Annotated in this window: 20 protein-coding genes, 1 tRNA gene and 1 pseudogene; 10 read left to right on the forward strand and 12 right to left on the reverse strand. The window is 72.7% G+C overall.

Annotation, left to right across the window (positions count from 1 at the left end; genetic code table 11):
- Positions 1-22 precede the first annotated feature (22 nt).
- Together O7600_RS16600 and O7600_RS16605 are read left to right on the forward strand one after the other, a co-directional pair.
- On the forward strand, positions 23-220 hold the full coding sequence (locus O7600_RS16600) for an excisionase family DNA-binding protein (protein ID WP_281588422.1): 198 nt from the start codon (positions 23-25) through the stop codon (positions 218-220).
- Entirely contained in the window at positions 220-1461 is a 1242-nt protein-coding gene (locus tag O7600_RS16605; RefSeq protein WP_281588424.1) for a site-specific integrase, read from the forward strand. The genes O7600_RS16600 and O7600_RS16605 overlap by 1 nt, the downstream gene beginning before the upstream one ends.
- 73 nt (positions 1462-1534) lie before the next feature.
- On the opposite strand, the gene O7600_RS16610 is transcribed toward O7600_RS16605, so the two are convergent.
- Positions 1535-1611 (reverse strand) — tRNA-Thr (locus O7600_RS16610).
- 364 nt (positions 1612-1975) lie between these two features.
- Between O7600_RS16610 and ugpC the strand changes: the two genes are divergently transcribed.
- The gene (gene ugpC, locus O7600_RS16615; RefSeq protein WP_099163439.1) at positions 1976-3067 is read left to right on the forward strand and encodes a sn-glycerol-3-phosphate ABC transporter ATP-binding protein UgpC; all 1092 of its coding nucleotides are present in this window, start codon (positions 1976-1978) and stop codon (positions 3065-3067) included.
- 60 nt (positions 3068-3127) lie between these two features.
- On the opposite strand, the gene rlmB is transcribed toward ugpC, so the two are convergent.
- Positions 3128-4243, reverse strand: a complete 1116-nt coding sequence (gene rlmB, locus O7600_RS16620; protein WP_091568801.1) for a 23S rRNA (guanosine(2251)-2'-O)-methyltransferase RlmB — start codon at positions 4241-4243, stop codon at positions 3128-3130.
- Positions 4243-5658 (reverse strand): cysteine--tRNA ligase, encoded by a 1416-nt coding sequence (cysS, locus tag O7600_RS16625; RefSeq protein ID WP_281588429.1) that lies wholly within the window; start codon positions 5656-5658, stop codon positions 4243-4245. Before cysS ends, rlmB begins: the two co-directional genes overlap by 1 nt.
- A gap of 62 nt (positions 5659-5720) precedes the next feature.
- Between cysS and O7600_RS16630 the strand changes: the two genes are divergently transcribed.
- The gene (locus O7600_RS16630) at positions 5721-6368 is read left to right on the forward strand and encodes a helix-turn-helix domain-containing protein (protein ID WP_281588431.1); all 648 of its coding nucleotides are present in this window, start codon (positions 5721-5723) and stop codon (positions 6366-6368) included.
- 225 nt (positions 6369-6593) lie between these two features.
- Positions 6594-7631 carry a hypothetical protein gene (locus tag O7600_RS16635; protein ID WP_281588433.1) on the forward strand — a complete coding sequence of 346 codons (1038 nt, stop codon included), beginning with the start codon at positions 6594-6596 and terminating at the stop codon, positions 7629-7631.
- 157 nt (positions 7632-7788) lie between these two features.
- Here O7600_RS16635 and O7600_RS16640 read toward each other — a convergent pair whose 3' ends face one another.
- From O7600_RS16640 to O7600_RS16650, 3 genes are all read right to left on the reverse strand, one after another.
- Positions 7789-9477, reverse strand: coding sequence for a S8 family serine peptidase (locus tag O7600_RS16640; RefSeq protein WP_281588436.1), 1689 nt, complete (start codon positions 9475-9477; stop codon positions 7789-7791).
- Positions 9478-9565: 88 nt separating this feature from the next.
- The gene (locus O7600_RS16645; RefSeq protein ID WP_281588438.1) at positions 9566-10264 is read right to left on the reverse strand and encodes an HAD family hydrolase; all 699 of its coding nucleotides are present in this window, start codon (positions 10262-10264) and stop codon (positions 9566-9568) included.
- Positions 10261-11223, reverse strand: a complete 963-nt coding sequence (locus O7600_RS16650) for an EamA family transporter (RefSeq protein ID WP_281588440.1) — start codon at positions 11221-11223, stop codon at positions 10261-10263. Before O7600_RS16650 ends, O7600_RS16645 begins: the two co-directional genes overlap by 4 nt.
- Positions 11224-11295: 72 nt before the next feature.
- Here O7600_RS16650 and O7600_RS16655 point away from each other — a divergent pair, with 72 nt between their 5' ends.
- The gene (locus O7600_RS16655) at positions 11296-11841 is read left to right on the forward strand and encodes a CGNR zinc finger domain-containing protein (RefSeq protein ID WP_281588442.1); all 546 of its coding nucleotides are present in this window, start codon (positions 11296-11298) and stop codon (positions 11839-11841) included.
- Here the strand turns inward: O7600_RS16655 and O7600_RS16660 are convergent.
- The 6 genes and pseudogenes from O7600_RS16660 to O7600_RS16685 all read right to left on the reverse strand — a co-directional run bounded on the left by O7600_RS16660 (position 11808) and on the right by O7600_RS16685 (position 20951).
- Positions 11808-12401, reverse strand: a complete 594-nt coding sequence (locus O7600_RS16660) for a GNAT family N-acetyltransferase (RefSeq protein ID WP_091568777.1) — start codon at positions 12399-12401, stop codon at positions 11808-11810. The two genes, O7600_RS16655 and O7600_RS16660, sit on opposite strands and share 34 nt — an antisense overlap.
- Before the next feature lie 63 nt (positions 12402-12464).
- Positions 12465-13874: a class II fumarate hydratase gene (locus O7600_RS16665; RefSeq protein ID WP_281588444.1), complete on the reverse strand. Its 1410-nt coding sequence runs from the start codon at positions 13872-13874 to the stop codon at positions 12465-12467.
- Positions 13875-13917: 43 nt separating this feature from the next.
- Positions 13918-16898, reverse strand: a pseudogene (locus O7600_RS16670) (BTAD domain-containing putative transcriptional regulator).
- A gap of 265 nt (positions 16899-17163) precedes the next feature.
- Complete coding sequence (locus tag O7600_RS16675) at positions 17164-18831, reverse strand: fumarate hydratase (RefSeq protein WP_281588446.1); 1668 nt, start codon at positions 18829-18831, stop codon at positions 17164-17166.
- Positions 18832-18907: 76 nt separating this feature from the next.
- The gene (locus O7600_RS16680) at positions 18908-20341 is read right to left on the reverse strand and encodes a PQQ-binding-like beta-propeller repeat protein (protein WP_281588448.1); all 1434 of its coding nucleotides are present in this window, start codon (positions 20339-20341) and stop codon (positions 18908-18910) included.
- 103 nt (positions 20342-20444) lie between these two features.
- Entirely contained in the window at positions 20445-20951 is a 507-nt protein-coding gene (locus tag O7600_RS16685; RefSeq protein ID WP_181570690.1) for an Lrp/AsnC ligand binding domain-containing protein, read from the reverse strand.
- A gap of 140 nt (positions 20952-21091) precedes the next feature.
- Here O7600_RS16685 and hppD point away from each other — a divergent pair, with 140 nt between their 5' ends.
- From hppD to hisC, 4 genes are all read left to right on the forward strand, one after another.
- Positions 21092-22297 (forward strand): 4-hydroxyphenylpyruvate dioxygenase, encoded by a 1206-nt coding sequence (gene hppD / locus O7600_RS16690; RefSeq protein ID WP_098747629.1) that lies wholly within the window; start codon positions 21092-21094, stop codon positions 22295-22297.
- A gap of 10 nt (positions 22298-22307) precedes the next feature.
- Positions 22308-23009, forward strand: coding sequence for an RDD family protein (locus O7600_RS16695; RefSeq protein ID WP_281588453.1), 702 nt, complete (start codon positions 22308-22310; stop codon positions 23007-23009).
- 82 nt (positions 23010-23091) lie between these two features.
- Positions 23092-24102, forward strand: coding sequence for an RDD family protein (locus O7600_RS16700; RefSeq protein ID WP_281588455.1), 1011 nt, complete (start codon positions 23092-23094; stop codon positions 24100-24102).
- Positions 24099-25202 carry a histidinol-phosphate transaminase gene (hisC, locus tag O7600_RS16705; RefSeq protein WP_281588457.1) on the forward strand — a complete coding sequence of 368 codons (1104 nt, stop codon included), beginning with the start codon at positions 24099-24101 and terminating at the stop codon, positions 25200-25202. The genes O7600_RS16700 and hisC overlap by 4 nt, the downstream gene beginning before the upstream one ends.
- The last annotated feature ends 102 nt before the right edge of the window (positions 25203-25304 follow it).

Here is a 25304-nt window from a genome sequence, read left to right on the forward strand (position 1 = left end):
CGCACACGAGGAAGGCCAGGCGATGAACCCCTCCAGCTCGATCACTCGTCGGGTGCTGCGCGTCGAGGAAGCCGCCCAGGCGCTCGGCATCGGCCGCTCGCTCGTCTACGACCTCATCCGCTCCGGCCGGCTTCGCTCCTTCAAGGTCGGAAGCCGCCGGCTCATCCCCGCATCGGCCATCGACGAGGCCATTGCCACGCTCATGGAGGAAGCCGCCTGATGCCCAGAGAACCGAAGCAACGACAGTCGGCCGCCCGCCGCAACCCCAACGGGGAAGGCTCGATCTATCAGCGCTCCAGTGACGGCCGGTGGGTCGGGCAGGCGTACGTGCTCGCCACCGACGGCACTCGCAAGCGAAAGTTCGTCTACGGCGCCACCTGGGACGAGGCACACGCCAAGCTCATCGAGTTGAAGGCGCAGTCTCAGCGCGGCATCCCCACCCCCGACCGGGCCTGGAAGTTGGCCGATTACCTGCCCTACTGGCTGAAGACGTACGTCAACGACTTGAAGCCCACTACCCTTCGTGGCTACGAGAGCGCCGTACGGCTGCACCTGGTGCCGGCGCTCGGCACGAAGCGCCTTGACGGCTTGCAGGTGCAGCACGTCAAGGCGTTCATGGACGGCTTCCGCCGCAAGTGCCTCTGCTGCACCAACGGTCTCGACAAGATCCGCCCGGCTGACCGGCGGTGCTGCTCCGTCGGTCGCTGCTGCCAGAGCTACCCGAGCGCTCGTCAGGTGCAGTTCGTGCACGCGGTCCTGCGCAACGCGCTGCAACACGCGATGCGGGAGGAGTTGGTGTCGCGCAACGTGGCGAAGCTGGTGCGTGTCCCCTCGCCGCGCTACAAGATCGGCAAGGGCCTCTCCGTCGACCAGGTGCGCAAGATCCTCGCCGCCTCCACCGGTCACCGGCTCCACGCCCTCTATGTCGTGGCGGCCACGATGGGCCTCCGCCGCGGGGAGCTGGTCGGGCTCCGCTGGTCGGACGTCGACCTCGACGACGGCACCCTCCGGGTGCAGCAGACCGTTCAGCGGGTCGCCGGGACGCTTCACGTACTGGACGCCAAGACCGAGGACTCCGAGGCTGTGTTACCGCTGCCCGAGTTCACCTGGCTCACGCTGATGGAGCACCGGGAGCGCCAGCAGGCGGAGCGGGCCGCCCTCTCCGAGGTCTGGGAGGATCACGGGCTCGTCTTCCCCTCCGAGCGCGGTACGCCGATGGAGCCGACCAACCTCAGCCGCTCCTTCGCCCGGCTCCGGGAAACCGCCGGCCTACCCGGCGTCCGGCTGCACGACCTACGGCACACGGTCGTTTCCCTGCTGATGGAGCTGGGCGTGCCCCCGCACGTTGTCCAAGCCATCGCCCGGCACGCCGACGTCAAGGTCACGCTCAAGGTCTACGCTCACGCCAACCTCGACGCGATGCGCCAGGCGCTCGGCAAGCTCGACGGACGGCTGTCGTGACCCCCGTTGCTGTCAACGTTGCTGTCAACCGGGGAAATCACGACGACCACCGGCAGGGATCGCCTTGTGGAATTGGAGCCCCCGGCCGGGATCGAACCGGCGACATCTCGCTTACAAGGCGAGTGCTCTGGCCAGCTGAGCTACAGGGGCACGTGTGACGGGCTCAGCATAGCGAGTGGCCTCCGGAAATCCCGCCTGGCAGGGCTCCCGAGCACGGAAAACGTCAATTTCCCGACCGGCGGCGCCGACGGATCCTCGGGCGGGCGCGCTCCCAACCGGGAGATTGATGCCTCGCCGTGCCCGGGTGACCGAAATGTGTATGCCGTCCGTCCCACCCGCTGTTCCTCGTCTTGGCACGGCCGCGAAAGCCGTTTACGGTGCAGTGACACGGACGACACTCCGGCCGGCCTCGGCTGCCCGGGCGACGACCCCGTTGGCCGGTGCCTTGGGCGCCGGTCGCTCCTTCACTCGGATCGTCCGGCACGTTCCTGCCGGTGAAAGGAAGCGCTCCATCATGGCTACGGTCACCTACGCGAAGGCGTCCCGGATCTATCCGGGCACCGAGCGCCCCGCCGTCAACCAGCTCGACCTCCAGATCGGTGACGGGGAGTTCCTCGTCCTGGTCGGCCCGTCCGGCTGCGGCAAGTCCACCAGCCTGCGGATGCTCGCCGGCCTGGAGGACGTCGACGACGGCGCGATCTACATCGACGACCGGGACGTCACCCACCTCCCGCCGAAGGCCCGCGACATCGCGATGGTCTTCCAGAACTACGCCCTCTACCCGCACATGACGGTGTACGAGAACATGGCGTTCGCCCTCAAGCTGCGCAAGACCTCGAAGTCGGAGATCGACCGGCGGGTCAAGGAGGCGGCCGGGCTGCTCCAGCTGGAGGAGTTCCTCAGCCGCAAGCCGAAGGCGCTCTCCGGCGGTCAGCGCCAGCGTGTCGCCATGGGCCGCGCGATCGTCCGCGAGCCGCAGGTCTTCCTGATGGACGAGCCGCTGTCGAACCTCGACGCGAAGCTGCGTGTGCAGACCCGTACGCAGATCGCCTCGCTCCAGGCGAAGCTCGGCGTCACCACGGTCTACGTCACCCACGACCAGGTCGAGGCCATGACCATGGGTCACCGGGTGGCGGTCATGCTGGACGGCGTGCTCCAGCAGGTGGACACCCCCCGGGCGCTCTACGACACCCCGGCCAACGTCTTCGTCGCCGGCTTCATGGGCTCCCCGGCCATGAACATCAAGACGGTGCCGCTGGCCGAGCAGGGCGCCGCGTTCGCCGAGATGACCGTGCCGCTGACCCGCGAGCAGGTCGCGGCGGCCCGGGCCGAGGGCGGCGACGGCAAGGTGACCGTCGGCTTCCGTCCGGAGGACTGCGACCTGGTGAGCCCGTCCGAGGGTGGCATGCCGGTCGTGGTCGAGCTGGTCGAGGACCTGGGCTCCGACGCCAACATCTACGGCCACGCCGCGCTGGAGGGCCACAACGAGCGGTTCGTGGTCCGCACCGACCGGCGCAGCATGCCGAACATGGGTGACACCGTGTTCGTCAAGCCGCGTGCCGGGCGCAACCACGTCTTCCACGCCACCACCGGCAAGCGGATCTGACGTCAGCGACAGAGAAGGGGCGGTCCGCCGTGGCGGGCCGCCCCTTCGTCGTACGTGCGGTCAGGCCTCGACGGACCGACGGCGGGCGACCTCGGCGAGCGTGACCGCAGCGGCGACGCTGGCGTTGAGCGACTCCACGTCCGAGACCATCGGGATGCTGACGGTGAGGTCGCAGGTCTCGCCGACCAGGCGGGACAGCCCGCGGCCCTCCGAGCCGACCACCACGACCAGCGGGCCGACGGCGGCCTCCAGGTCGTACAGGTCGGTCTGTCCGTCGGCGTCGAGGCCGACCACGACGAAGCCGGCGTCCTTGCACGCCTTGAGCGACCGGGTCAGGTTGGTGACCTGGGCGACCGGCACGCGCGCGGCCGCGCCGGCGCTGGTCCGCCAGGCGGTCGCGGTGATCCCGGCGGCGCGCCGCTCGGGTACGAAGACACCCTGCGCGCCGAACGCGGCGGCCGACCGGATGACCGCGCCGAGGTTACGCGGGTCGGTGACCCCGTCCAGCGCGACGAGCAGCGGGGCGGCCTGCTCCAGCGCGGCGGCGACCAGGTCGTCGAACGGCTCGTAGGCGAACGGCGGCACCTGGAGGCCGACGCCCTGGTGCAGCACGCCGCCGGTCATCCGGTCCAGCTCGGCGCGGCTGACCTCCAGGATCGCGATGCCCCGGTCGGCGGCGGTGCGGACGATCTCCTTGACCCGGTCGTCCACGTCGATGCCCTGCGCGGTGTAGAGCGCGGTCGCCGGCACCTGGGTGCGCAGCGACTCCAGCACCGGGTTCCGCCCGACCAGCAGCTCGGGGCTGTCCTTCGCCGGGTTGGCCTTGCGCCCGGGCGCCACCCGCGGGCCACCGCGGCCGCCGGGCTTGCCCTTGCCGCCCTTCAGCGGCACGCCGGCCCGGGTGCCCTTGCCCCAGGTGGTGTCCTTGGTGCCCGGGTTACCGATCTTGGGCGCACGCCCCTCCTCGGCGGCGGCGCGGCGCTCCTTGTCCTGCTTCCAGGCGGTGCGCTGGGGCAGCTTCTCGGTGCCCGAGTAGGCCTTGTGCCAGGGCCGCTCGTCCGCCGGCAGGGTGCGGCCCCGCCCGGCGAGGGAGTCCTTGTTCTTGCCACCGGTGCCCTTGGGGGCGCCCGACTTCGACGTCAGTCGCCGGCCACGGCGCTGCGAGTTGCCGGCCATCAGTCCTGCTCTCCAATAGTCCAACGCGGGCCCTGGGGGGTGTCCTCGACGACCACGCCGGCCTGCTTGAGCTGGTCGCGGACCGCGTCGGCGGCGGTCCAGTCCTTGCGGCTGCGGGCCTGGGCGCGCTGCTCCAGGGCGAGCGCGATCAGCGAGTCCACCACGCCACGCAGGTCGTCCGTGTGCCCGCCGCCGGTCCACGCCGGGTCCAGGGGGTCGACGCCGAGGATATCCAGCATCGCCCGCACGGCGGCGAGCGTCGTGCGGACGGTCACATCGTCACCGGCGGTCAACGCCGTGTTGCCGTCCCGAATCACCTCGTGCAGCACCGCCAGCGCCGCCGAGGTGTTCAGGTCGTCGTCCATCGCCGCCGCGAACCCGGCCGGCAGGTCGCCGGGCCGGCCCGCGCCGACCCGCTCGACCGCCCGCTGCACGAAGCCCTCGACCCGGCGGTACGCGACCGCGGCCTCGCGCAGCGCGTCCTCCGAGTAGTCGATGCGGGAGCGGTAGTGCGCGGCGACGTAGTAGTAGCGCAGCTCCACCGGACGCACCCCGAGCGAGGCCACGTAGTCGAGGTCGAGCGTGTTGCCCAGCGACTTGCCCATCTTGGTGCCGCCGATGCCGAGCAGCCCGTGGTGCACCCAGTAGCGGGCGAACGGCAGGTCGGCGGCCTGGGACTGGGCGATCTCGTTCTCGTGGTGCGGGAACGTCAGGTCGAGCCCGCCGCCGTGGATGTCGAACTCGGCGCCCAGGTAGCGCCAGCACATGGCCGAGCACTCGATGTGCCAGCCGGGTCGGCCGCGACCCCACGGCGACAGCCAGTAGGCGTCGGCCGGCTCGTTCGGCTTGGCACCCTTCCAGAGCGCGAAGTCACGCGGATCCCGTTTGCCCCGGTCGGGGGCGTCCCCGGCGGACTGCATGTCGGCCGGCGACTGGCCGGACAGCGACCCGTAGGCCGGCCAGGAGGCCACGTCGAAGTAGACGTCGCCGGAGCCGTCAGTGGCCGGGTAGGCGTGCCCGGTCTCGATCAACCGGGCGATCAGCTCCTGCATCTCCGGCACGTGACCGGTGGCCCGCGGCTCGTACGTCGGCGGGAGCACGTTCAGCGCCCGGTAGGAGGCGGTGAGGAGCTGCTCGTTCGCGTAGGCGATCGACCAGAACGGTCGCCCCTGCTCCATCGCCTTGGCCAGGACCTTGTCGTCGATGTCGGTCAGGTTGCGGATGAACGTGACCTCGAAGCCCTTGCTCAGCAGCCAGCGGCGCAGCACGTCGTAGTTGACGCCGGAGCGAAGGTGACCGATGTGCGGCGGGGCCTGGAGCGTGAGACCACACAGGTAGACCCCCACCTTGCCGGCTTCCCGCGGGACGAAGTCCCGCACCGATCGGGTGGCGGTGTCATACAGGCGTAGCGTCACCTCACAAGGGTAGCCGTCCGCACATTTCCCGGTTGGGCGGAGCCGGGTCGTACGCTGCGTGCGTGGACACGGCGGCACGCCCGGGCGAGACGGCGCAGACCCTGGACCGCGGGCTGCGTCTGCTGCACCTCGTGGCGGACGCCCCGGGCGGGCTGACCGTCACCGAGGCGGCGCAGCGGCTCGGCATCGGGCGCGCGGCGGTCTACCGGTTGGTCGGCGCGCTGACCGGGCACGGCATGCTCCGGCGCGACGGCGAGGGCCGGTTGCGGATCGGGGTGGGCGTGCTGCACCTGGCCCGTCGTGCCCAGCCCCTGCTCGCCGAGGGGGCGCTGCCCGCGCTGCGCCGGCTCGCCGAGCGGACCGGGGCGACCGCCCACCTGACCGTCGTCGAGGGTGGCGAGGGGGTGGCGCTGGCCGTGGTCGAGCCGAGCTGGACCGCCTTCCACGTGGCGTATCGCACCGGCTCCCGGCATCCGCTGGAGCGGGGCGCGGCCGGCCGGGCGGTGCTGGCCGGGCGGGCCGGCGAGCCCGGGCCGGTCAGCACCAACGGCGAGTTGCAGTCCGGCGCGTACGGGGTGGCGGCGCCGGTGCTCGGGGTGCCGGGGCTGGAGGGGAGCGTGGGGGTGGTCTCGCTGACCCCGCTCGACGTGACCGAGGTCGGCGCCCAGGTCACCGCCGCCGCCGAGGCGGTCGCCACCGCCCTCTCCTGACCCGCCCGTCAGTCCGGCCACCACGCCGAAGTGGCGGTATCCGCACTCCCCGGACACCCCCGCCTCCCCGAAGTGGAACCGATCATCGAACGGCACGAGCGTGATCGGCGGTCATAGCACGAACCTGGGTCGGGCGGGGGTTGTCCACAGGGCACGGCCGTCGGGGCCGTCGGGACTGTCCACAGGGGTGTCGGGGGCCGCCCGGGCGCGGCCACGCTTTCTCGTATGCCACCTCATCCTCATCGACCGCCGGAGTTGGCCTGGCAGGTGTTCCGCGGCTCGGACGCGATCCGCCGCGGTCTGCTGTCCCGTCACCAACTCCGGGGCGCGTCCTGGGTTCGGCTCCGGCAGGACGTCTACGCCGACGCCCGGCTCGACCGCGACCACGCCCTGGCCTGCCGCGCCGTGCTGCTCCGCATGCCACCTGGCGCGTTGATCGCCGGCCCGTCGGCGGCCTGTCTGCACGGCGTCGAGCACGCGGCCGACTTCACCGACGACGTGCACGTCCTCCTGCCGGCCACGGTTCGGGCCGACTCGCAGCCGGGGGTGCGCGTGCACCACGCACCGGTCGCGAGCACCCGGGACGTCCTCCTGGCCCCCGCCGGCACCGCCCTGCCCGCCGGCTCCCGCGCCGCCGCGAGCACCCTCCCGGCCGCCCGCATCACCTCTCCCCCGGGCACCGGCACGTCACCCCTGACGGACCGCCCGCCCGACACGCCGATGATCCTGGCCGGCCCGCCGCCGCGTACCGATCCGGCCACCTGCGCCTGGGAGACCGCGGTCTGGGCCGACCCGGTGAAAGCGGTCGGCGTCATCGACGGCCTGCTGCGCACCGGTGTGGTGGGCCGCGCGCAGCTGGCCGGCGAGGCGGCCCGGAACGCCGGTCGTCCGGGTGCCCGGCGGGCGGCCTGGGTGTTCGGGCTGACCGACGGGCTGGCCCAGTCCCCGCCCGAGTCCCACCTGCGGGTGCGGTTGATGTTCGCCGGCCTGCCGCGTCCGGCGGCGCAGCATCCGGTGCGCGTGTCGACCGCCCTCGTCCTGCATCCCGATCTCGCCTGGCCGGAGTTCCGGGTGGCCGTCGAGTACGACGGCCAGTGGCACGCCGACCCGGACCGGACGCACCTCGACCGGCGCCGGCTCAACCAGCTCGTCGGGGCCGGCTGGCTCGTGCTGCACGTGACGGGCCGCCGCCTGCGCACGGAGTTCCCCGCCCTGGTCCGCGAGGTCCGCGCCGCCCTGGTGGCCCGGGGATGGCGACCGTGAGCGACCGCGCCGCCGGGGCCGCGCCCCAGCCGACCTAGTGGCCGTCACACCGACGACAACGCCCGCCGCAACTCATCGAGCGGCCCCGACACGGGCCGCAACGCCGACGTGGCGGCGTCCGGGAACTCCGGACACCGCCACGACGGTCGAACGGGTGTTACGGGCGAGCGTTGGGCTTCAGCGGGGTCTTCACCGCGGCGTAGGCGTCGACGATGCCGTAGCCGTAGAAGCCGTTGAAGTTCAGCGAGCCCGCGCAGTACGCGTTGAACTCGGCGTCCCGACCCTCGTTGGTGTAGGTCTGCAGCCGCGGCTCCGGGCAGGCGTGCTCGGCCGCCGTCCGGTAGAGGTGCTGCTCGACCAGGTCCGGCGACATGCCGAAGCCGTTGCGGCCCTGCTGCTTGCCGTAGCGGCTGACGATCAGCGCCGCCACGCCCGCGGCGTGCGGGGACGCCATCGAGGTGCCCTGGAGGTAGGTGTAGTAGCCACACTCACCCTTGGCGGTGCACTGCTTGAACACCGAGTTCTCGAAGCCGGCGACGATGTTGCCGTCCTCGTCGACCGAGCCCTCCTCCTGCAGCACCTTCTTCGGGTACGTGGAGAGGATCATGTTGGCGTCGGCGCGGTAGGTGTCGGTGCCGAAGCCGTCCCGGAACCAACCGCCCGGAGCCGCCACCGAGATCTGCTCGGTGCCGTAGTTCGAGAAGTCGGCCTTCTTGCCGGACGGGCCGACGGCCGACACGCCGATCACGTGCGGGCCCTCGGTGGGCAGGTCCCAGCAGCTCGCGTTGTCGATCGGCCGCGGGTACGGGTCGGCGCCGTAGTCCGGGCTGCTCACGTCGGTGCGCGGGTTGCCCAGGTCCTCGTGGTTGTTGCCCAGCGCGCCGACCAGCGTGACGCCCTTGCGGTGCGCGAAGGTGAGCGCCCGCTTCATGGCCTCGATGATGGTCCGCTGCTCGGCCTGCGCCTCCGGCGAGTCGGCCGGGTTGGCGGTGCAGTTGTAGAGCCACGGGTCGACGTAGAACGACATGTTGACCACGTCCAGGCCGGAACGGCCCGCGTAGACCAGGGCGTTGACCACCGGGTTGAGGAAGAAGTAGCCGCTGTCCTGGCCACCCTTCAGCTCGACCAGGGAGACCTTCGGCGCCACGCCGGAGAGGCCGAAGCCGTTGGCGGCGGCGCCGATGGTGCCGGCCACGTGCGTGCCGTGCCCGCCGTCGTCGGTGCCGACCGGGTCGAGGCAGCTCGCCACCTCGCACGGGCCGTCGACGTCGACGAGGTCCGGCGCGAAGTTGCGCGACAGCGCCCAGTTGAAGTTGGGGGCCAGGTCCGGCTGGCTGGCGTCGACGCCGGTGTCCAGCACGCCGACGGTCACCCGACGGTCACCCGGCTCGATCTTGCGGGCCTTGTCGGCCCGGATCATGTCCAGACCCCAGAGCTTGTCGTCCAGGGGGTCCATCTTCTTGGCGTTGCCCTTGGCGGCCTTGCCCTTGCTCGCGACGGCGGCCAGCAGGTGCTCCTGCTCGACCCGGTCCAGCTTCGGCTTGCTGCCGATCGCCTTCTCCTCGGCCGCACCGAGCAGCGCGCCGGCGGCGGTGGCCCGGCTGGCGAAGTCCGCCCGGTCGCTGGTCACCTGGAAGAGGCCGACGTCGTCGGTACGGGAGACGACCTTGCCACCGGCCGCGGTGATCGCGGCGATGGCGGCGTCGTTGGAGACGCCGCTCTCGGCCAGCACGGTGAAGGTCCGGGTGCTGGACGGCGCGGCGGCCGCCGGAACGCCCAGGCCGGTCACCGTGAGTGCCAGCGAGGCCGCAGCCGCGACCGCGCCGGCGGTGAAGCGCTTGCTCACCACATCAGATCCTCTCGTTGAGGGACGTGGTGTCATCCCACATCACGGGAGCGAGTTCCGCCAGATCCCCGTCCGGTATAGACCGCAATCAGGCATTCGCACTTGTCAACGCGGTGATGACCTCGGGCAACTCGGCCAGCGTGGACACCTCCGCGTCGGGGTCGAGCCCGGGCGGGCGGGGCAGTCCGCCCCGGTTGAGCCAGACCGCGCGCAGCCCGGCCCGCTGGGCGGCGACCACGTCGTGCTCCGGCGAGTCGCCGACGTGGACGATGCGCGCGGCGGGCAGCCCGGCGGCCGCGACCACGGCCGCGAAGAACGCCGGCGCCGGCTTCTTCGGCAGGCCGCCCTCGTGCGCGTACAGCTCGAAGGCGAACTGGCCGGGTAGGCCGCAGCGTTCGGCGCGGCTGTTGCCGTTGGTGGCGAAGCCCAGCAGGTGGTGCGGGCGCAGCGCGGCCAGCGCCGGCAGCGCGTCGGGGAACGGCCTGCTCAGCGCATACCGGCGGGCGAAGAACAGCGTCGCGAACTCGTCCAGGTGCGCGTCCAGCCCGGCCCGGGCCAGCGACCGGGCCAGCGCGGCCCGTCGGATCTCCTGCACCGGTGCGGCGCTGAGCGCGCCGAAGACCGCACCCCAGTCCCCCTCCAGGTCCGCGAGGGACACGTCGGCCGCCGCCGGGGTCCGCCGCCGCATCTCCTCGAGTACGGCGACCAGCCCGCCGGTGACCGCCGGACGCAGGTCGATCAGGGTTTCGTCGGCGTCGAAGACGACCGCGGCGCGGGGTGCGCTCATCGCTCGCCGGCCAGTGCCGGCGCGGGCGGAGCGGGTGCCGCCGACTCGGATCCGGGCCGCAACTCGTCCATCCGGACCAGCGCGACGCCGCCGACGATGAAGACGCCGCCGACCAGTTGGATCCCGCTGGGCAACTCGTTCAGCACCAGCCAGGCGATCAGCACCGCGAACATCACCTCGGTCAGCCCGATGAAGGAGGAGAGCCGCGCGCCGAGCAGCCGGGCCCCGGCGACGCCGGCCAGGTAGGCGACGACGGCGGCGATCAGCGACAGCCCGACGATCGGCACCAGCCAGCTCATCCGGTGTCCGGCGAAGCTGACGTCCCCGGTGCCGGCGGCCAGCGGCAACGCCCCGACCGCGCCGAGCAGCAGCAGCACCAGCGCCCCGACGGCCATGCCGCCGCTGGCCATCACCACCGACGGCAGTTCGGCGTCGACGCGGCCGGCGATGACGTAGTAACCGGCCAGCCCGACGCCGGCGCCCAGGCCCCAGAGCACGCCCACCGGGTCGAGGCCGCCGGCGCCGGTGAGGTCGAGGACGAGCGCCAACCCGCACAGGGCGGTCAGCGAGCCGGCCACGGTCAGCAGCCGCGGACGTTGCCCGTGGACCAACCACATCCATCCGACCACCATCACGATGCCGAGGTACTCCAGCATGAGCGCCACCCCGACCGGCAGATAGTGGACCGCGTTGTAGAAGCAGGCCTGGGCCAGCGCCACGCCGAGCAGACCGAACAGCACCACCGCGACCCCGTTGCGGCGCAGCACCGGCCATCGGCCGCGCAGCGCGAGCAGGGCGGGCACGCCCAGCACCAGCGCGGCGACACCGACCCGGGCGATCACCACCGCGGCGGCCGACCACTCACCGGCGAGCAGGGGGCGGGCGAACGTGCCCGAGGTGGCGAACGCGAGCGCGGAGAGCAGGGCCAGACCGAGCCCGGCGCGGGGCCGTTCACGCATGGGCAACTCCTGGTCATGAGTAAAAAGGCGTTATGCTGATGACGCTAGGCGGAACCTCCGACAGGAGTCAAGGTGCTCTTTGCTCATGACACGGAGTGCGCGCTGGTCGCCGCCGCCGCACTGGTGAACACGGCGGGTCCGGGCGGGGACGAGCTGGCCGACGTGGCCGCCCTCGACGACTTCGTCAGCGTCCACGGCTTCAGCGGCCGGCACGAGCACACCGACGTCGAGCTGCGTCAGGTCCGCGCCCTGCGGCCCCGGTTGCACCGCGTCTGGTACGCCGACGCGGACGAGGTGGTGGAGATCGTCAACGGCCTGCTCCGCGAGTCGCACGCGCTGCCGCAGCTCATCCGGCACGACGACGAGCCGTACCACCTGCACGCCGTGCCGCGGGACGCGCCGCTGGCGACCCGGATGGCCGTCGAGGCCGCGATGGCCCTGGCCGACCTGATCCGCATGAATGAACTGCGCCGGCTGCGGCACTGCGACCACCCGGACTGCGCCAACGTGCTGGTCGACCTGTCGAAGAACCGCTCCCGCCGGTTCTGCGACGCCGGCTGCGGCAACCGGGCCGCGGTGAGCGCCTACCGCGCCCGCAGGGCGGCGTCCCACTCCTGACGCGCCGCGGGCCACTCCTCGCGGCGCAGCTCGTACTCCACCTCACCGTGCTCCGTACCCGGGATCGGGTCGTCGAACGTCAGGTGGAACGTGCGCACGTAGCGCAACCCCGCGCGGGCCATCACCGCGCGCGAGCGGTCGTTGACCGCCATGGTCTCGGCCCACACCCGCCGCACGCCGACCGTCTCGAACGCGTGCCGCACCAGCGCCCGCGCCCCCTCGGTGGCCAGGCCGTGCCCCCACGCGGCGCGACGCAGCCGGTAGCCAAGCTCCCCCTCGGCGCCGTCGTCGGACGGGTCGAGCGCGAGCCAGCCCAGGAACTCGCCGGTGAACCGGTCGAGCGCCGCCCAGCGGCCGAGCCCGGGGTGACGGCCGTACTGCCCCAGCAGCCGGGGCACCACCTCGTGCCGGATCGTCCCGGCGGGCGTCGGCTCACCGTTGGTGAGGAACCGCATGACCTCCCGGTCGGCGTCCAGCTCGACCAGCCGGTCCACGTCGTCCATGGTGAACCGGCGCAGCGTCAGCCGCGCGGTCTCCAGCAACACCCCGTCGTCAGGCACGGTCGGATCATCCCGCGCACCCGGTGACGGGGCGAGGCAATTACCGGCGTCGCGGCGTCCCGCTCAGGGGTGGGTCATCCGGAGCAGGTCCAGCGCCTCGTCGAGCTGGGTCTCGGTGAGCGTGCCCGAGTCGACGTGCCCCCGGGAGATCACCACCTCCCGGATGGAGACCTGCTTGGCCAGCGCCTCCTTGGCGATCGAGGCGGCCTCGTCGTAGCCCAGGTGGCGGTTGAGCGGGGTGACAATCGACGGCGACCCCTCCGCGTACGCCAGGCAGACCTCGGCGTCCGCGACCAGGCCGACCACCAGGCGCTCGGCGAACAGCCGGCTCGACGCGGCGATCAGCTTGATCGACTCCAGCAGGTTGCGGCCCATGACCGGAAGCATCACGTTCAGCTCGAAGTCGCCCTGCGAACCCGCGAACGCCACCGCCGCGTCGTTGCCGATCACCTGGGCGCAGACCTGGCGCATCGCCTCGGCCACCACCGGGTTCACCTTGCCCGGCATGATGGACGAGCCGGGCTGGAGGTCGGGGATGCGCAGCTCGCGCAGGCCGGCGCGCGGCCCGGAGCCCATCCAGCGCACGTCGTTGGCGATCTTGTAGAGGCCGACCGCGATGGTGCGGAGCTGGCCGGACGTCTCCACCAGCGCGTCCCGGGCGCCCTGCGCCTCGAAGTGGTTACGCGCCTCGGTCAGCGGCAGGCCGGTGGAGTCCCGCAGCCGGCCGATCACCTTGCCGGCGAAACCGAACGGGGTGTTGATGCCGGTGCCCACCGCGGTGCCGCCCAGCGGCAGCTCGGCCAGCCGGGGCAGCACCGACTCCAGTCGCTCCACGCCGTAGCGGACCTGGGCGGCGTAGCCGCCGAACTCCTGCCCGAGCGTGACCGGCGTGGCGTCCATCAGGTGGGTGCGGCCCGCCTTGACCACCGTCTCGAACTCGGCCGCCTTCGCCTCCAGCGCACCCGCGAGCTGCGTCAGCGAGGGGATCAGGTCCTCCACCACGAACTGCGTGGCGGCCAGGTGGATCGAGGTCGGGAAGACGTCGTTGCTGGACTGCGAGGCGTTCACGTGGTCGTTCGGGTGGACGTCGCGGCCCAGCTCCCGGCCGGCCAGCGTGGCGATGACCTCGTTGGTGTTCATGTTGGACGAGGTGCCGGAGCCGGTCTGGAAGACGTCCACCGGGAACTGATCGTCGTAGCCGCCGTCGGCGACGTGCGCGGCGGCGGTGGCGATCGCCTCCGCCACGTCCGCGTCGATCACCCCCAGCTCACCGTTGACCTGGGCCGCCGCCCCCTTGATCTGCGCCAGGGCCTTGATCTGGGCCGGTTCGAGCCCGCGCCCGGAGATCGGGAAGTTCTGCACCGCGCGCTGGGTCTGCGCCCGCCACAGTGCCTCGGCGGGCACCTCCACCTCGCCCATCGAGTCGCGTTCGATCCGGTAACCGGTCGCCTCTGGAGTCGTCACGCATACCATCCTGCCGCGCCGGCCGCCGGCGTGCAGGGAAAGCGGGGGGCGCTCAACCCAGCTCGGCCAGCAACTCCTCGGTGCCCACCGGTCCGGCGACTCGATCTGACGGAACACCGCCACCGCCCGGTTGGCGTACCGCCGTGCCTGGTCGGAGTCGGTGTACCGCAGGCACCGGGCCATGCCGTCCAGCGCCCGGGCCTGCTCGTAGCGCGCGCCGAGCCGGGTGGCGTCGGTGAGCACCCGGCGGTGCAGGTCCGACGCGCTGCTGACGTCGCCCTGGTCGAGGATCGCCCGGGCGAGCAGGTTCCGGGAGGCGCACTGCCCGACCAGGTCCCCGGCGTCGGTCATCGCGGCGAGCGCGGCCCGGTGCCGGCCGGCCGCCCGGTCCGGGAAGCCGGCCTCGCGTTCCAGCACGCCGATCTCGTTGAGCACCTCACCCTCGCCGTAGCGGTTGGCGGCCCGGCGCTTGAGGCGCAACGCGACGTGGAGCAGCCGCCGGGCCGGGCCCAGGTGACCCAGCCGGTGCCGGGCCATCGCGACGTGCCCCACGGCCTGACTGAGCTGCCGGAAGTCACCGGTCTCCCGGGCCAGCACGAGATGCCGGCGGGACACCTCCAGCGCCTCGTCGTACCGCCCCCACAACAGCAACGACAGCGCCGTGTTGTTGAGCACGTTCGCCAGCGCCGCGGCCTCGTCCAGCTCCCGCGCGAGCTGCGTGGCGGCCGCGTACGTCTCGATCGCCCGCCGGTGGTCGCCGTTGTGGGAGTAGGCGGTGCCCAGGTTGTTCAGTGAGTTGCGGAGCGCGTGACGCCGGCCGAGCCCCCGGTAGACCTCGACGGACGCCTCGGTGAGCCGCACGGCCTCGGCGAAGCGGGCCCGACGGAAGTGCGCCGAGGCGAGATAGTTGAGCGTCATCGCCACGGCCTCGTCGTCCTGGAGGGACCGGGCGGCGCGCAGGCCGATCGTGTGCGCCTCGACCAGCTCGTCGAGGTGACCCCCGTCGAAGTGCGCCTTCCAGCAGGCGCGGGCGAGCTGCCAGCAGTACCGCGGAAATCCTTCGACCTCCGCCAGCCGGATCAGGGCGAGCAGGGCGGCCCCGTTCTCGTCGAACCAGGGCCGGCCGAGGGGGGCGGCGGTGGCCACGAGGTCCGGCCGGGCCGGCTCGGGCAGGTCGAACAGGTGACCGTTGCCGGGCAGCTCCATCACGCGGGCGATGGCGAGAGCGACCTGAAGGTGGTATTCGAGGAGCCGTTCCAGCGCCGCCCGCCGCTCCGTCGCGGTCTCCCGGTCCGCGCCGAGCGTGCGCCCGTACTCCCGGATCAGGTCGTGCAGCCCGTAGCGGCCCGGCTCCACCTCCTCGACGAGGTGCGCGTCGACCAGGTCGTCGAGCGCGTCCTGCGCCTCCGGCAGCGACAGGTCGGCGAGCGCCGCCGCCACCCGGTTGTCGACCCGGGCGCCCGGGTGCAGCCCGATCAGGCGGAAGACACGCTGCGCGTCCGGTGCCACCTGCTCGTACGACAGGGCGAAGGCCCGGGCCACCGAACGCTCCCCGGCGGTCAGCTCGGCCAGCGGATCCGCCGCGGTCGCCAGCCGCTCGGCCAGGTCGGCCACCCGCCACCGCGGCCGGTGCGCGAGCCGGGCGCCGGCCAGTCGCAGCGCGAGCGGGAGATGACCGCAGCGACGGGCCACCTCCGCGGCGGCGTCGGGCTCCGCCCAGACCCGCTCCGCGCCGGCCACCCGGGCGAGCAGTTCGACCGCCTCGTCGGCGTCGAGCACCGGCAACGAGGACGGCCGACCGCCGTCCAGGCCGATCAGCCGCCGACGGCTGGTGATCAGCACCAGGCAGTCCGGGCCGTTGGGCAGCAACGGTACGACCTGGGCGGCGTCCGCCGCGTTGTCGAGCACCACGACGGCCCGCCGTCCGGCCAGCTCGGAGCGCCACATGGCCAGCCGGTCCGCCAGATCCACCGGTACGCGTTCGGCCGGCACACCGAGCTGCCGGAGCAGGGTGGCCACCGCGGCGGCCGTGCTCAACGGGCTGCGTTCGCTGTGCCCGTGCAGGTCGACGAAGAGCTGCGCGTCCGGGAAGCGCTCGCCCAGCGCGGTCGCCACCTGGACGGCGAGCGTGGTCTTGCCGCTGCCCGCCATGCCGTCGACCAGGTGGACCCGCACCCCGTCCTGGTCGATCTCCTTGACCAGCCGGGCCACGGTCTGCTGCCGGCCGGTGAAGTCGCTGATGGCCCGGGGCAGCGCCCGCACCGGCGTGGCGGCGCGCGTCTCCGACCCGCCCAGCGCCAGGTCGCCTGCGAGCACCCGCTGGTGCAGCTCCTGCAACGCCGCACCGGGTTCGATGCCCAGCTCGTCGGCGTAGATCCGCCGGCCCTCCCGGTAGACGGCGAGGGCGTCCGCCTGGCGTCCGAGGGCGGACAGGGCCAGCATCAGCTGCCCGCGCAGCCGCTCGCGCAACGGGTGGCGTTCGACGTTCTCGGTCAGCTCGTCGACCAGGTCGGCCGCCCGCCGCAGCCGCAGCTCCACGTCGACGCACTCCTCCAGCACCGCGAGCCGCTGTTCGTCGAGCGTCTGGGCCCGCCGACGGACGCTCCGGGCCGGAACCCCCGCCAGCGCCGGGCCCCGCCAGAGCGCCAGGGCCGCCCGGTAGTGCCGCCGCGCGTCCACCACCCGGCCGCCGGCCGCCGCCGCGCGGGCCGTCTCCACCCCGCGGGCGAAGACCTCGGCGTCGAGGTCGTCCGGCTCGACCCGGATGCCGTAGCCGGCCGGGTCGGTGACGATGGTCTCGGCGGGCAGCCCGAGCAGCGCGAACCGCTGCCGCAGTCGGGACACGCAGATCTGGAGCTGGGCCCGCGCGGTGGCCGGCGGACGCTCCTCCCAGACCGCGTCGACCAGTTCCTCGGTCGACACCACCCGCCCGGCGCGCAGCAGCAGCATGGCGAGCACGATCCGGTCCCGACCCGCGGTGACGGTGGCTTCACCACCGCCGACCCGCAGGGGTCCCAGGATCCCGAAGCGCATCTGTGCCACCACCCGCCCCCGTGAGTGCAACTTCCAGCAGCGTAGCCCGACGGTCACGGAACGCCCTGTCGAGGCGATAGCGATGTGATAGCGGATCGACAGCGGCGGCGACCAGACTCGTCCCGGGTTGTCGGTGACGACATCCGACGGGGGCGGTGCGCCCGTCCGGCCGTCCAGCCGGGCGGGCGCACCGATGTCGGTGCACAGCGGACACGCGGAGGGGCGCCCGGGAGGATTCCCGGGCGCCCCTCGCGCCGTCAGCGGGTCAGCGCCGGCCGACCGTGAGCACTGGCTTGGTGACCTCAGCGAAGAAGTCGTTGCCCTTGTCGTCGACGACGATGAACGCGGGGAAGTCCTCCACCTCGATCTTCCAGACCGCCTCCATGCCCAGCTCGGGATATTCGAGCACCTCGACGTGCTTGATGCAGTCCTGGGCGAGGCGGGCCGCCGGTCCGCCGATCGAGCCGAGGTAGAAGCCGCCGTGCGCCGCGCAGGAGCGGGTGACCTGGCCGGACCGGTTGCCCTTGGCCAGCATCACCATCGAACCGCCGGCGGCCTGGAACTTCTCCACGTAGGCGTCCATCCGGCCGGCCGTGGTCGGGCCGAACGAACCGGACGCGTAGCCCTCGGGCGTCTTGGCCGGGCCGGCGTAGTAGACCGCGTGGTCGCGCAGATATTGCGGCATCGGCTCACCGGCGTCCAACCGCTCGGCGATCTTGGCGTGGGCGATGTCCCGGGCGACCACCAGCGGGCCGGTCAGCGAGAGGCGGGTCTTCACCGGGTATTTCGACAGCTCGGCGCGGATGGAGTCCATCGGCCGGTTCAGGTCGACGCGGACGACCTCCTCGGTCTCCAGCGTCTCGTCGGTGACATCGGGGAGGAACCGCGCCGGGTCGGTCTCCAGCCGCTCCAGCCAGACACCCGACGGGGTGATCTTGGCGACCGCCTGTCGGTCGGCCGAGCAGGAGACCGCGATCGCCACCGGGCAGGAGGCGCCGTGCCGGGGCAGCCGGACCACCCGCACGTCGTGGCAGAAGTAGCGCCCGCCGAACTGCGCGCCGATCCCGAAGTTGCGGGTCAGCTCCAGCACCTCGGCCTCCAGCTCCAGGTCACGGAAGCCGTGGGCGCTCATCGAGCCCTGCGTCGGCAGCGCGTCCAGGTATTTCGCGGAGGCGTACTTGGCGGTCTTCAACGCGTATTCCGCGGAGGTGCCGCCGATGACGATCGCCAGGTGGTAGGGCGGGCAGGCGGCGGTGCCGATCAGCCGCAGCTTCTCCTCCAGGAACTGCATCATCCGCGTCGGGTTCAGCAGCGCCTTCGTCTCCTGGTAGAGGTAGGACTTGTTGGCCGAACCCCCGCCCTTGGCCATGAACAGGAACTTGTAGGCGTCCGGGTGGCCGTCCGGGTCCTCGGCGTAGAGCTCCACCTGGGCGGGCAGGTTGCTGCCGGTGTTCCGCTCGTCCCACATGGTCAGCGGCGCGAGCTGGGAGTAGCGCAGGTTGAGCCGGGTGTAGGCCTGGTAGACGCCGCGCGAGATCGCCTCCGCGTCGGCGCCGTCGGTGAGCACGTGCCGGCCGCGCTTGCCCATCACGATCGCGGTGCCGGTGTCCTGGCACATCGGCAGCACGCCGCCGGCGGCGATGTTGGCGTTGCGCAGCAGGTCCAGCGCGACGAACCGGTCGTTCGGCGAGGCCGCCGGGTCGTCGATGATCGACCGGAGCTGGGCCAGGTGCGCCGGGCGCAGGAAGTGGGCGATGTCGTGCATCGCCTCGGCGGTCAGCGCGGTCAGCGCGGTCGGCTCCACGGTGAGGAACCGGCGGCCCCCCGGGCCGTTGACGACGTCCACGCCCTCGTCGGTGACCAGGCGGTACTCCGTCTGGTCGGGACCGGTCGGCAGCAGGGGTGCGTACGAGAAGGCGGCGGCACTGCTCATGACCGAAAAGCCTAGGGCAGAGCCGTCGATCGGTGACACCCGCAGGTCGGTCGTGGGACGGCGCTCTCACCCGGCGTCACTTGCCGTCGGCGCAGAGTTCCCGCTTCGGACCGCAGCTGCCCTGGTCAGTCGGCGGACGCCAGGTGTCACCCGGGTCGGGCGCCGGCACGGCGTCCTCGTTCGGCGGCGGTGCTCCGGGGGACCCGGCGCCCCAGCGCACGTACCCGATCTCCCGCCCCTCACCGATGATCATGCCGTTCGGGCCGACCGCCAGCGCGTTCGCCGACGTGCGCAGCTCGGCCAGCACCCGACCCCCACGCGGCTCGACCGCGACCAGCCGGGACGGCTTCTCCTCGCTGATCACCGCCGCGTACGGGGTGAGCGCCGCGCCGCTCTTGCCGCCGGACGGCCGGGTCCACCGGGTCCGGTCGGCGGACAGCTCCCGGCCGAGCAGCGAGTCCTTGTCGGCGCTGCGCACCACCGCGTACCGGTCGTCGACCGCGAGCAGCTTCTCGCCCTCGGCGCCGACCTGGAGCAACCGGCCGTCGTAGCCGTCGAGGACCGCCTCCCGACCGTCCGGGGCGACGCCGATGAGCACGTTGCGGGCGCCCTGCGGATCCTCCCGCTGCACGCAGCCGGCGTAGTCGGCGGTGCGCAGGTTGATCCCGGTCCGCCGCCACACCTGCTGCCCGGTGGCCGGGTCGACGGCGGTGACCACGAAGTAGCAGCTGCCGTCCCGGGAGGTCGCCGCGATCCGGAGCAGGCGCCCGCCGACCACCGCCAGCCGCTCCTCCCGCCCGGGCTGGACGTTCTGCAGCACCCGGCCGGTGGCGGTGTCGACCACGTGCACCCGACCGTCGACCGGGAAGCCCAGCAGCGGCGGGACCGACTCCGGCCCGGCCACCCCGCCGTCGATCCGGGTCGCGCCCAGTCGCCGGGTGCCGAGCAGTTCGGGGTTGTCGGCGAGCACGCCGCTGTGCACGCCGGGCAGGAACGCGCTCCACAGCGGAGTCGTCCCGCGCGGCTCCCAGGCCCGCAGCGTGCAGTCGGTGGCCTGCACGCAGTACGCGTCCAGCAGCAGGTTCCGGTAGGTCCAGACGGCGATGGCCCGCTCGTCCCGGCGGCGGGTCACGCCGGTCACCGGGTCGAGCACCTCGTACCCCTTGTCCAGCAGCTTGCCCACCGCGACGACGGACTCCCGGCCGCTGCCCGCCACCGCCGACCAGTCGGCCTTGCGTTCCCAGAGCTGGCTGCCGTCGGCGAGGGTGCGCGCCTCGATCCGGGTGCGCTGCTCCACGATCACGGTGTCGCCGGCGATGGTGACGCTGCGCGGGGTGCCGCCGACGCGCTGCTGCCAGACCACGTCGGGCTCGGAGATCGGCTTGCTCCGGTCGACCCAGTCCCAGAGGCCGGGGAACGGGTTCCAGACCCCGGTGGCGGCGAGCACGACCACGGTGACGAGCCCGAGCAGCAACCAGCCGCGTACGCCTAGGCCCTTCACACCGCACACGGTAGCGACGATCACCGCTCCCCCGGGCCGCGCGCGGGGCGTGTCGCGCCGCTTCTTGCCCGGGTTCGGATGTTAAGAGGGGGCCCCTCCTCTACCGGAGGCGTTAAGCGGGGGCCCTTCCTTCTCCCCGGGCGGCGGAGCGGACGAGGGGGAGCGTGCGGTAGGGGATCTGCTCGGCCAACGCGATGATGGTGGAGGCGCGCCGGATCCCCTCCGAGGCGACGATCTGGTCGATGACCCGCTGGAGGTCGGTGTTCGACCGGGCCACGATCCGGCAGAGCAGGTCGCTGGAGCCGGTGATGGTGTGCGCCTCCAGCACCTCCGGGATGGCGGCCAGGTGCGCGGTGACCTGGTCGTGGCCGTGCCGCTGGCTGATCTCCAGGGTGACGAAGCTGGTCACCCCGAAGCCGATCGCGGCCGGGGAGATCTCCGGCCCGAACCCGCCCACCACCCCGCGACCGACGAGCTTATCCAGCCGTGCCTGGACCGTGCCCCGGGCCACGCCGAGCCGCCGCGAGCACTCTAGCACCCCGATCCGGGGCTCCTCGGCGAGCAGTTCGATCAAGCGGGCGTCCAACTCGTCGAGCTGTACATCCTGACCAGTGTTCATGGCGACCAACCGTACCGAATGCGCAACCTGACCAGGAAAATCGTCAACTATTGCCCACCCCGCGGTCGGCCGTAGATCCTCGCCGGAAGAGCACATCCACGGCGGCCCACGAGGCCGGCCGGTACGCGAGGGAGGCCACCATGACCCAGGCGATCGACCGACCCCAGTCGACCGAGGACGTCGACGCCGACGTTCTCGTCGGCGCCGTCGACCACGACATCAGCCGGGACCCGTTCCCGGTCAAGGGCCTCGACCACCTGCACTTCCTGGTCGGCAACGCCAAGCAGGCGGCGCACTACTACTCCACCGCCTACGGCATGACCTGCGTCGCCTACCGCGGCCCGGAGCAGGGCTACCGGGACCACGCCCAGTACGTGCTGACCAGCGGCTCGGCCCGGTTCGTGCTGACCGGCGTGGTCCGCCCCGGCGCCGACGGCGAGGCGCACGTGGCCAAGCACAGCGACGGCATCTCCGACATCGCGCTGGAGGTGCCGGACGTGGACGCCGCGTACGCGCACGCCACCGCGCAGGGCGCGACCGGTCTGGTCGAGCCGCACGACGTCAGCGACGAGCACGGCACCGTCCGGATGGCGTCCATCGGCGCGTACGGGGACACCCGGCACACGCTGGTCGACCGGTCCCGCTACACCGGGGTGTTCCTGCCCGGCTTCGTCGCCCGCGGCCCGATCGTGGACCGGCAGCCGATGATCGACGCCGGCCTCCAGCCGAAGCGCTTCTTCCAGGCCGTCGACCACGTGGTCGGCAACGTGGAGCTGGGCCGGATGGACGAGTGGGTCGAGTTCTACAAGCGCGTCATGGGCTTCACCAACATGGCCGAGTTCGTCGGCGACGACATCGCCACCGACTACTCGGCGCTGATGAGCAAGGTGGTGGCGAGCGGCACCCGCAAGGTGAAGTTCCCGCTCAACGAGCCGGCCGTGGCCCGCAAGAAGTCGCAGATCGACGAGTACCTGGAGTTCTACCAGGGCCCGGGCGCCCAGCACGTCGCCGTGGCCACCAACGACATCCTGGCCAGCGTGGACGCCATGCGGGCGGCCGGCGTCGAGTTCCTGGACACCCCGGACTCCTACTACGAGGACCCGGAGCTGCGCGCGCGCATCGGCAACGTCCGGGTGCCGATCGAGGAGCTCCAGTCCCGCAAGATCCTGGTGGACCGGGACGAGGACGGCTACCTGCTCCAGATCTTCACCAAGCCGGTGCAGGACCGCCCCACGGTCTTCTTCGAGCTGATCGAGCGGCACGGCTCCCTCGGCTTCGGCAAGGGCAACTTCAAGGCCCTGTTCGAGGCGATCGAGCGGGAGCAGGAGAAGCGCGGCAATCTGTGACACTGTCCGCGTGACGCAGCCTCCCCCGAACACGACGCCGCCGCCCGCCGGGCCCCCGCCCGCGGGCGGCGGCTTCGCGCCGCCCACCGCCCCCGCGGTGCCCGCGCAGCACACCCCGCCGGCGTACGCCGCCGGCTACCCGCCCCCGGGGTACGCCCCGCACGCCGGGTTCGTGCCGCCGGCCGTCGCTCCGAACGGCCAACCGCTGGCCGGCTTCGGGGAACGGCTGGTGGCCTGGTTGATCGACACGGCCCTCGCGTCGGCGGTGCTGATGGTGCTGTTCGCGCCGGTCCTCATCTGGCTGTTCGTCCGGTTGATCGACCGGATGTCGACGGTCGCCCCGGACGGCACCGTGACCGAGCCCGACCCGTCGGTGATCTTCGACGACGTCTTCCTGCCGCTGCTCCTGGCCGAACTGGTGCTGTTCCTGCTCCTGCTGGTCTTCTACTGGCTCTACCACGTCGAGTACGCCCGCCGGACCGGCCAGACGCTCGGCAAGAAGGTGATGAAACTGCGGATCGTCCCGGCACAACCCGATGCCCCGCTGACCCGGGGCATGCTCGGCCGGCGCTACCTCGTCGAGTTCGTCGCCGGTTCGCTCGTGCCGTTCCTCAACTACCTGGACGGCTTCTGGCAGCTCTGGGACAAGCCCTGGCAGCAGTGCCTGCACGACAAGGCGGCCGGCACGGTCGTCGTTAAGGTTGCACCGTGAGCGCGAGGAGTGAGCCGGGCCTGCGAGCCCCGCAGTCGGGAACCAAGGCGAGCGCCGTGAGCGCGCACCCGAGGGCACAGCTGTGAGTGTGGAACCTGGCTGGCACGTCGACCCGGCCGATCCGGAGACCCGCCGGTGGTGGGACGGTGAGGGCTGGATCGGCGCGCCGATCCCGGTCGACGTCACCCCACCCGACGGCCCACCGCCCGCCGAGCCCGAGCCGACCCCGGCGGGCATCGACGCCACCGCCGCCCGGCCGACCTCGGGCGCGGCCGGTGGCGTGGCCGTCCCGCCGGTCTCCGGGCCGGGTGCGGGCCAGCCGCCGGCCGGGCCGTACCCGCTCCCGCCGACCGCCGCCCCCGGACCGTCGGGCCCGACCGGGCCGTGGCCGGGGCAGCCCGGGCAACCGGGCCAGGCGGGGCCGGGGCCGGGGCCGCAGGGGCCGCCGCCGGGCTGGCCGTACCCGCACTGGCCGGGCCGTCCGCCGGCGCCGCGTCCGCACGGGTTGCCGCTCGCCTCGTACGGCTCGCGACTGGTCGCCCGCCTGATCGACCTCGGCGTGGTGTTCCTGCTCAACGCCGTGGTCAACGGCTGGTTCGTCTGGCGCTACTTCGAGGCGGTCTCGCCCTACCTGCGCGAGTCGATGCGCCGGGCCCTGAACGGGGACACCTCCACCGAGGGGCTGCCGCAGATCGACCAGCAGGCCGGCGGGTTGCAGATCGCCATCCTGCTGATCGCCACCGCGCTCTGGTACGCGTACGAGGTGCCGTCGATGGCGGCGCGCGGGCAGACCTTCGGCAAGCGGCTGATGGGCGTACGCGCGGTGCCGATCGAGGCGGACCAGCCGCTCGGCTTCGGCCGGGCCACCCGGCGCTGGAGCACGATGGGCCTGCCCACGCTGCTCTGGTACTGCTGCGGGCTGGGCCTGCTGCTCCAGTTCGTCGACGCGGTCTCGCCGCTGTTCGACCAGCCGCTGCGTCAGGCGCTGCACGACAAGCGGGCGCAGACCGTGGTGGTCCAGCTCCCCCGCGACCGGACCGACCCCCGTACCGCCCCGCGCGACCGCGCCGACCCCCCGGGAGACACCCCATGACCGACACCGGACGTCACCAGCCTCCGCTGCGGCTCACCCGCGCCGACCTGGACGCGCTGCCCAACTACGTGCCCGGCCGTAGCCCGGCCGACCTGGCCCGGGAGCTGGGCCTGCCCGAGGCGATCAAGCTGGCCAGCAACGAGGTTCCGTACGGCCCGCTACCCGGCGTGGTGGAGGCGGTCGCCGAGGCGGTCGCCGGTTCGCACCGCTACCCGGACATGGGCGTGGTGGCGCTGCGCCAGGCGCTCGCCGAGCGGTACGGCGTGGACGCCGACCGGATCGCCACCGGCTGCGGTTCGGTGGCGCTGGCCGAGCACCTGGTGCGGGCGACCTGCCTGCCCGGTGACGAGCTGCTCTACTCGTGGCGCTCCTTCGAGGCGTACCCGATCATCGCGGCGACCAGCGGCGCGACCAGCGTGCGGGTGCCGAACGACGCCGGACACGGGCACGACCTCGACGCGATGGCGGCGGCGGTGACCGACCGGACCCGGATGGTCCTGGTCTGCAACCCGAACAACCCCACCGGTACCGCGGTGCGCCGGGCCGAGCTGGACCGCTTCCTCGACGCGGTGCCGGACGACGTGCTGGTGGTGATCGACGAGGCGTACCGGGAGTTCGTCACCGACCCGGAGGTGCCGGACGGCCTGACCTACCTGGACCGGCCGAACGTGGCGGTGCTGCGCACGCTGTCCAAGGCGTGGGGTCTGGCCGGGCTGCGGATCGGCTGGCTGGTCGCCGCGCCGTCCGTGGCCGCCGCCGTGCGCAAGGTGGTGACGCCGTTCTCCACCAGCATGGCCGCCCAGGCCGGCGCGCTGGCCGCGCTGGCGCAGGCCGACGAGGTCGAGCGGCGCTGCGCGCTGGTGGTGGCCGAGCGGGACCGGGTCACCGAGGCGCTGCGCAAGTTCGTCCCGGACGTGCCGGAGAGCCAGGCCAACTTCGTCTGGTTGCCGCTGGGCGAGCGCGCGGTGGCGTTCGGGAAGGCGTGCGAGGCGCGCGGCGTGATCGTCCGGCCGTTCCCGGGCGACGGGGTGCGGGTCACCATCGGCACCCCGGCCGAGAACGACGCGTTCCTGGCCGCCGCCGAGGCCGCGCTGGCCTGACCGGAGCGCGTCCGGGGCCGGTCCGTCAACCCCCTACGGACCGGCCCCGGACGTCTCGTCCGACGACCATCGGATGAGAGAACTATAGTGGCTTTTGTCCGT

It is taken from the genome of Micromonospora sp. WMMA1998, assembly GCF_027497375.1.
Taxonomy (GTDB): domain Bacteria; phylum Actinomycetota; class Actinomycetes; order Mycobacteriales; family Micromonosporaceae; genus Micromonospora; species Micromonospora sediminicola.

Excerpts from the sequence above, each read along its gene's own strand:
- O7600_RS16650 (WP_281588440.1), bottom strand. The coding sequence starts at position 11,223 with ATGCGTGAACGGCCCCGCGCCGGGCTCGGTCTGGCCCTGCTCTCCGCG.
- O7600_RS16605 (WP_281588424.1), top strand. The coding sequence starts at position 220 with ATGCCCAGAGAACCGAAGCAACGACAGTCGGCCGCCCGCCGCAACCCC.
- hppD (WP_098747629.1), top strand. The coding sequence starts at position 21,092 with ATGACCCAGGCGATCGACCGACCCCAGTCGACCGAGGACGTCGACGCC.
- O7600_RS16685 (WP_181570690.1), bottom strand. The coding sequence starts at position 20,951 with ATGAACACTGGTCAGGATGTACAGCTCGACGAGTTGGACGCCCGCTTG.
- O7600_RS16635 (WP_281588433.1), top strand. The coding sequence starts at position 6,594 with ATGCCACCTCATCCTCATCGACCGCCGGAGTTGGCCTGGCAGGTGTTC.
- hisC (WP_281588457.1), top strand. The coding sequence starts at position 24,099 with ATGACCGACACCGGACGTCACCAGCCTCCGCTGCGGCTCACCCGCGCC.
- ugpC (WP_099163439.1), top strand. The coding sequence starts at position 1,976 with ATGGCTACGGTCACCTACGCGAAGGCGTCCCGGATCTATCCGGGCACC.
- O7600_RS16600 (WP_281588422.1), top strand. The coding sequence starts at position 23 with ATGAACCCCTCCAGCTCGATCACTCGTCGGGTGCTGCGCGTCGAGGAA.
- O7600_RS16645 (WP_281588438.1), bottom strand. The coding sequence starts at position 10,264 with ATGAGCGCACCCCGCGCCGCGGTCGTCTTCGACGCCGACGAAACCCTG.
- rlmB (WP_091568801.1), bottom strand. The coding sequence starts at position 4,243 with ATGGCCGGCAACTCGCAGCGCCGTGGCCGGCGACTGACGTCGAAGTCG.
- O7600_RS16675 (WP_281588446.1), bottom strand. The coding sequence starts at position 18,831 with ATGAGCAGTGCCGCCGCCTTCTCGTACGCACCCCTGCTGCCGACCGGT.
- O7600_RS16665 (WP_281588444.1), bottom strand. The coding sequence starts at position 13,874 with ATGGTATGCGTGACGACTCCAGAGGCGACCGGTTACCGGATCGAACGC.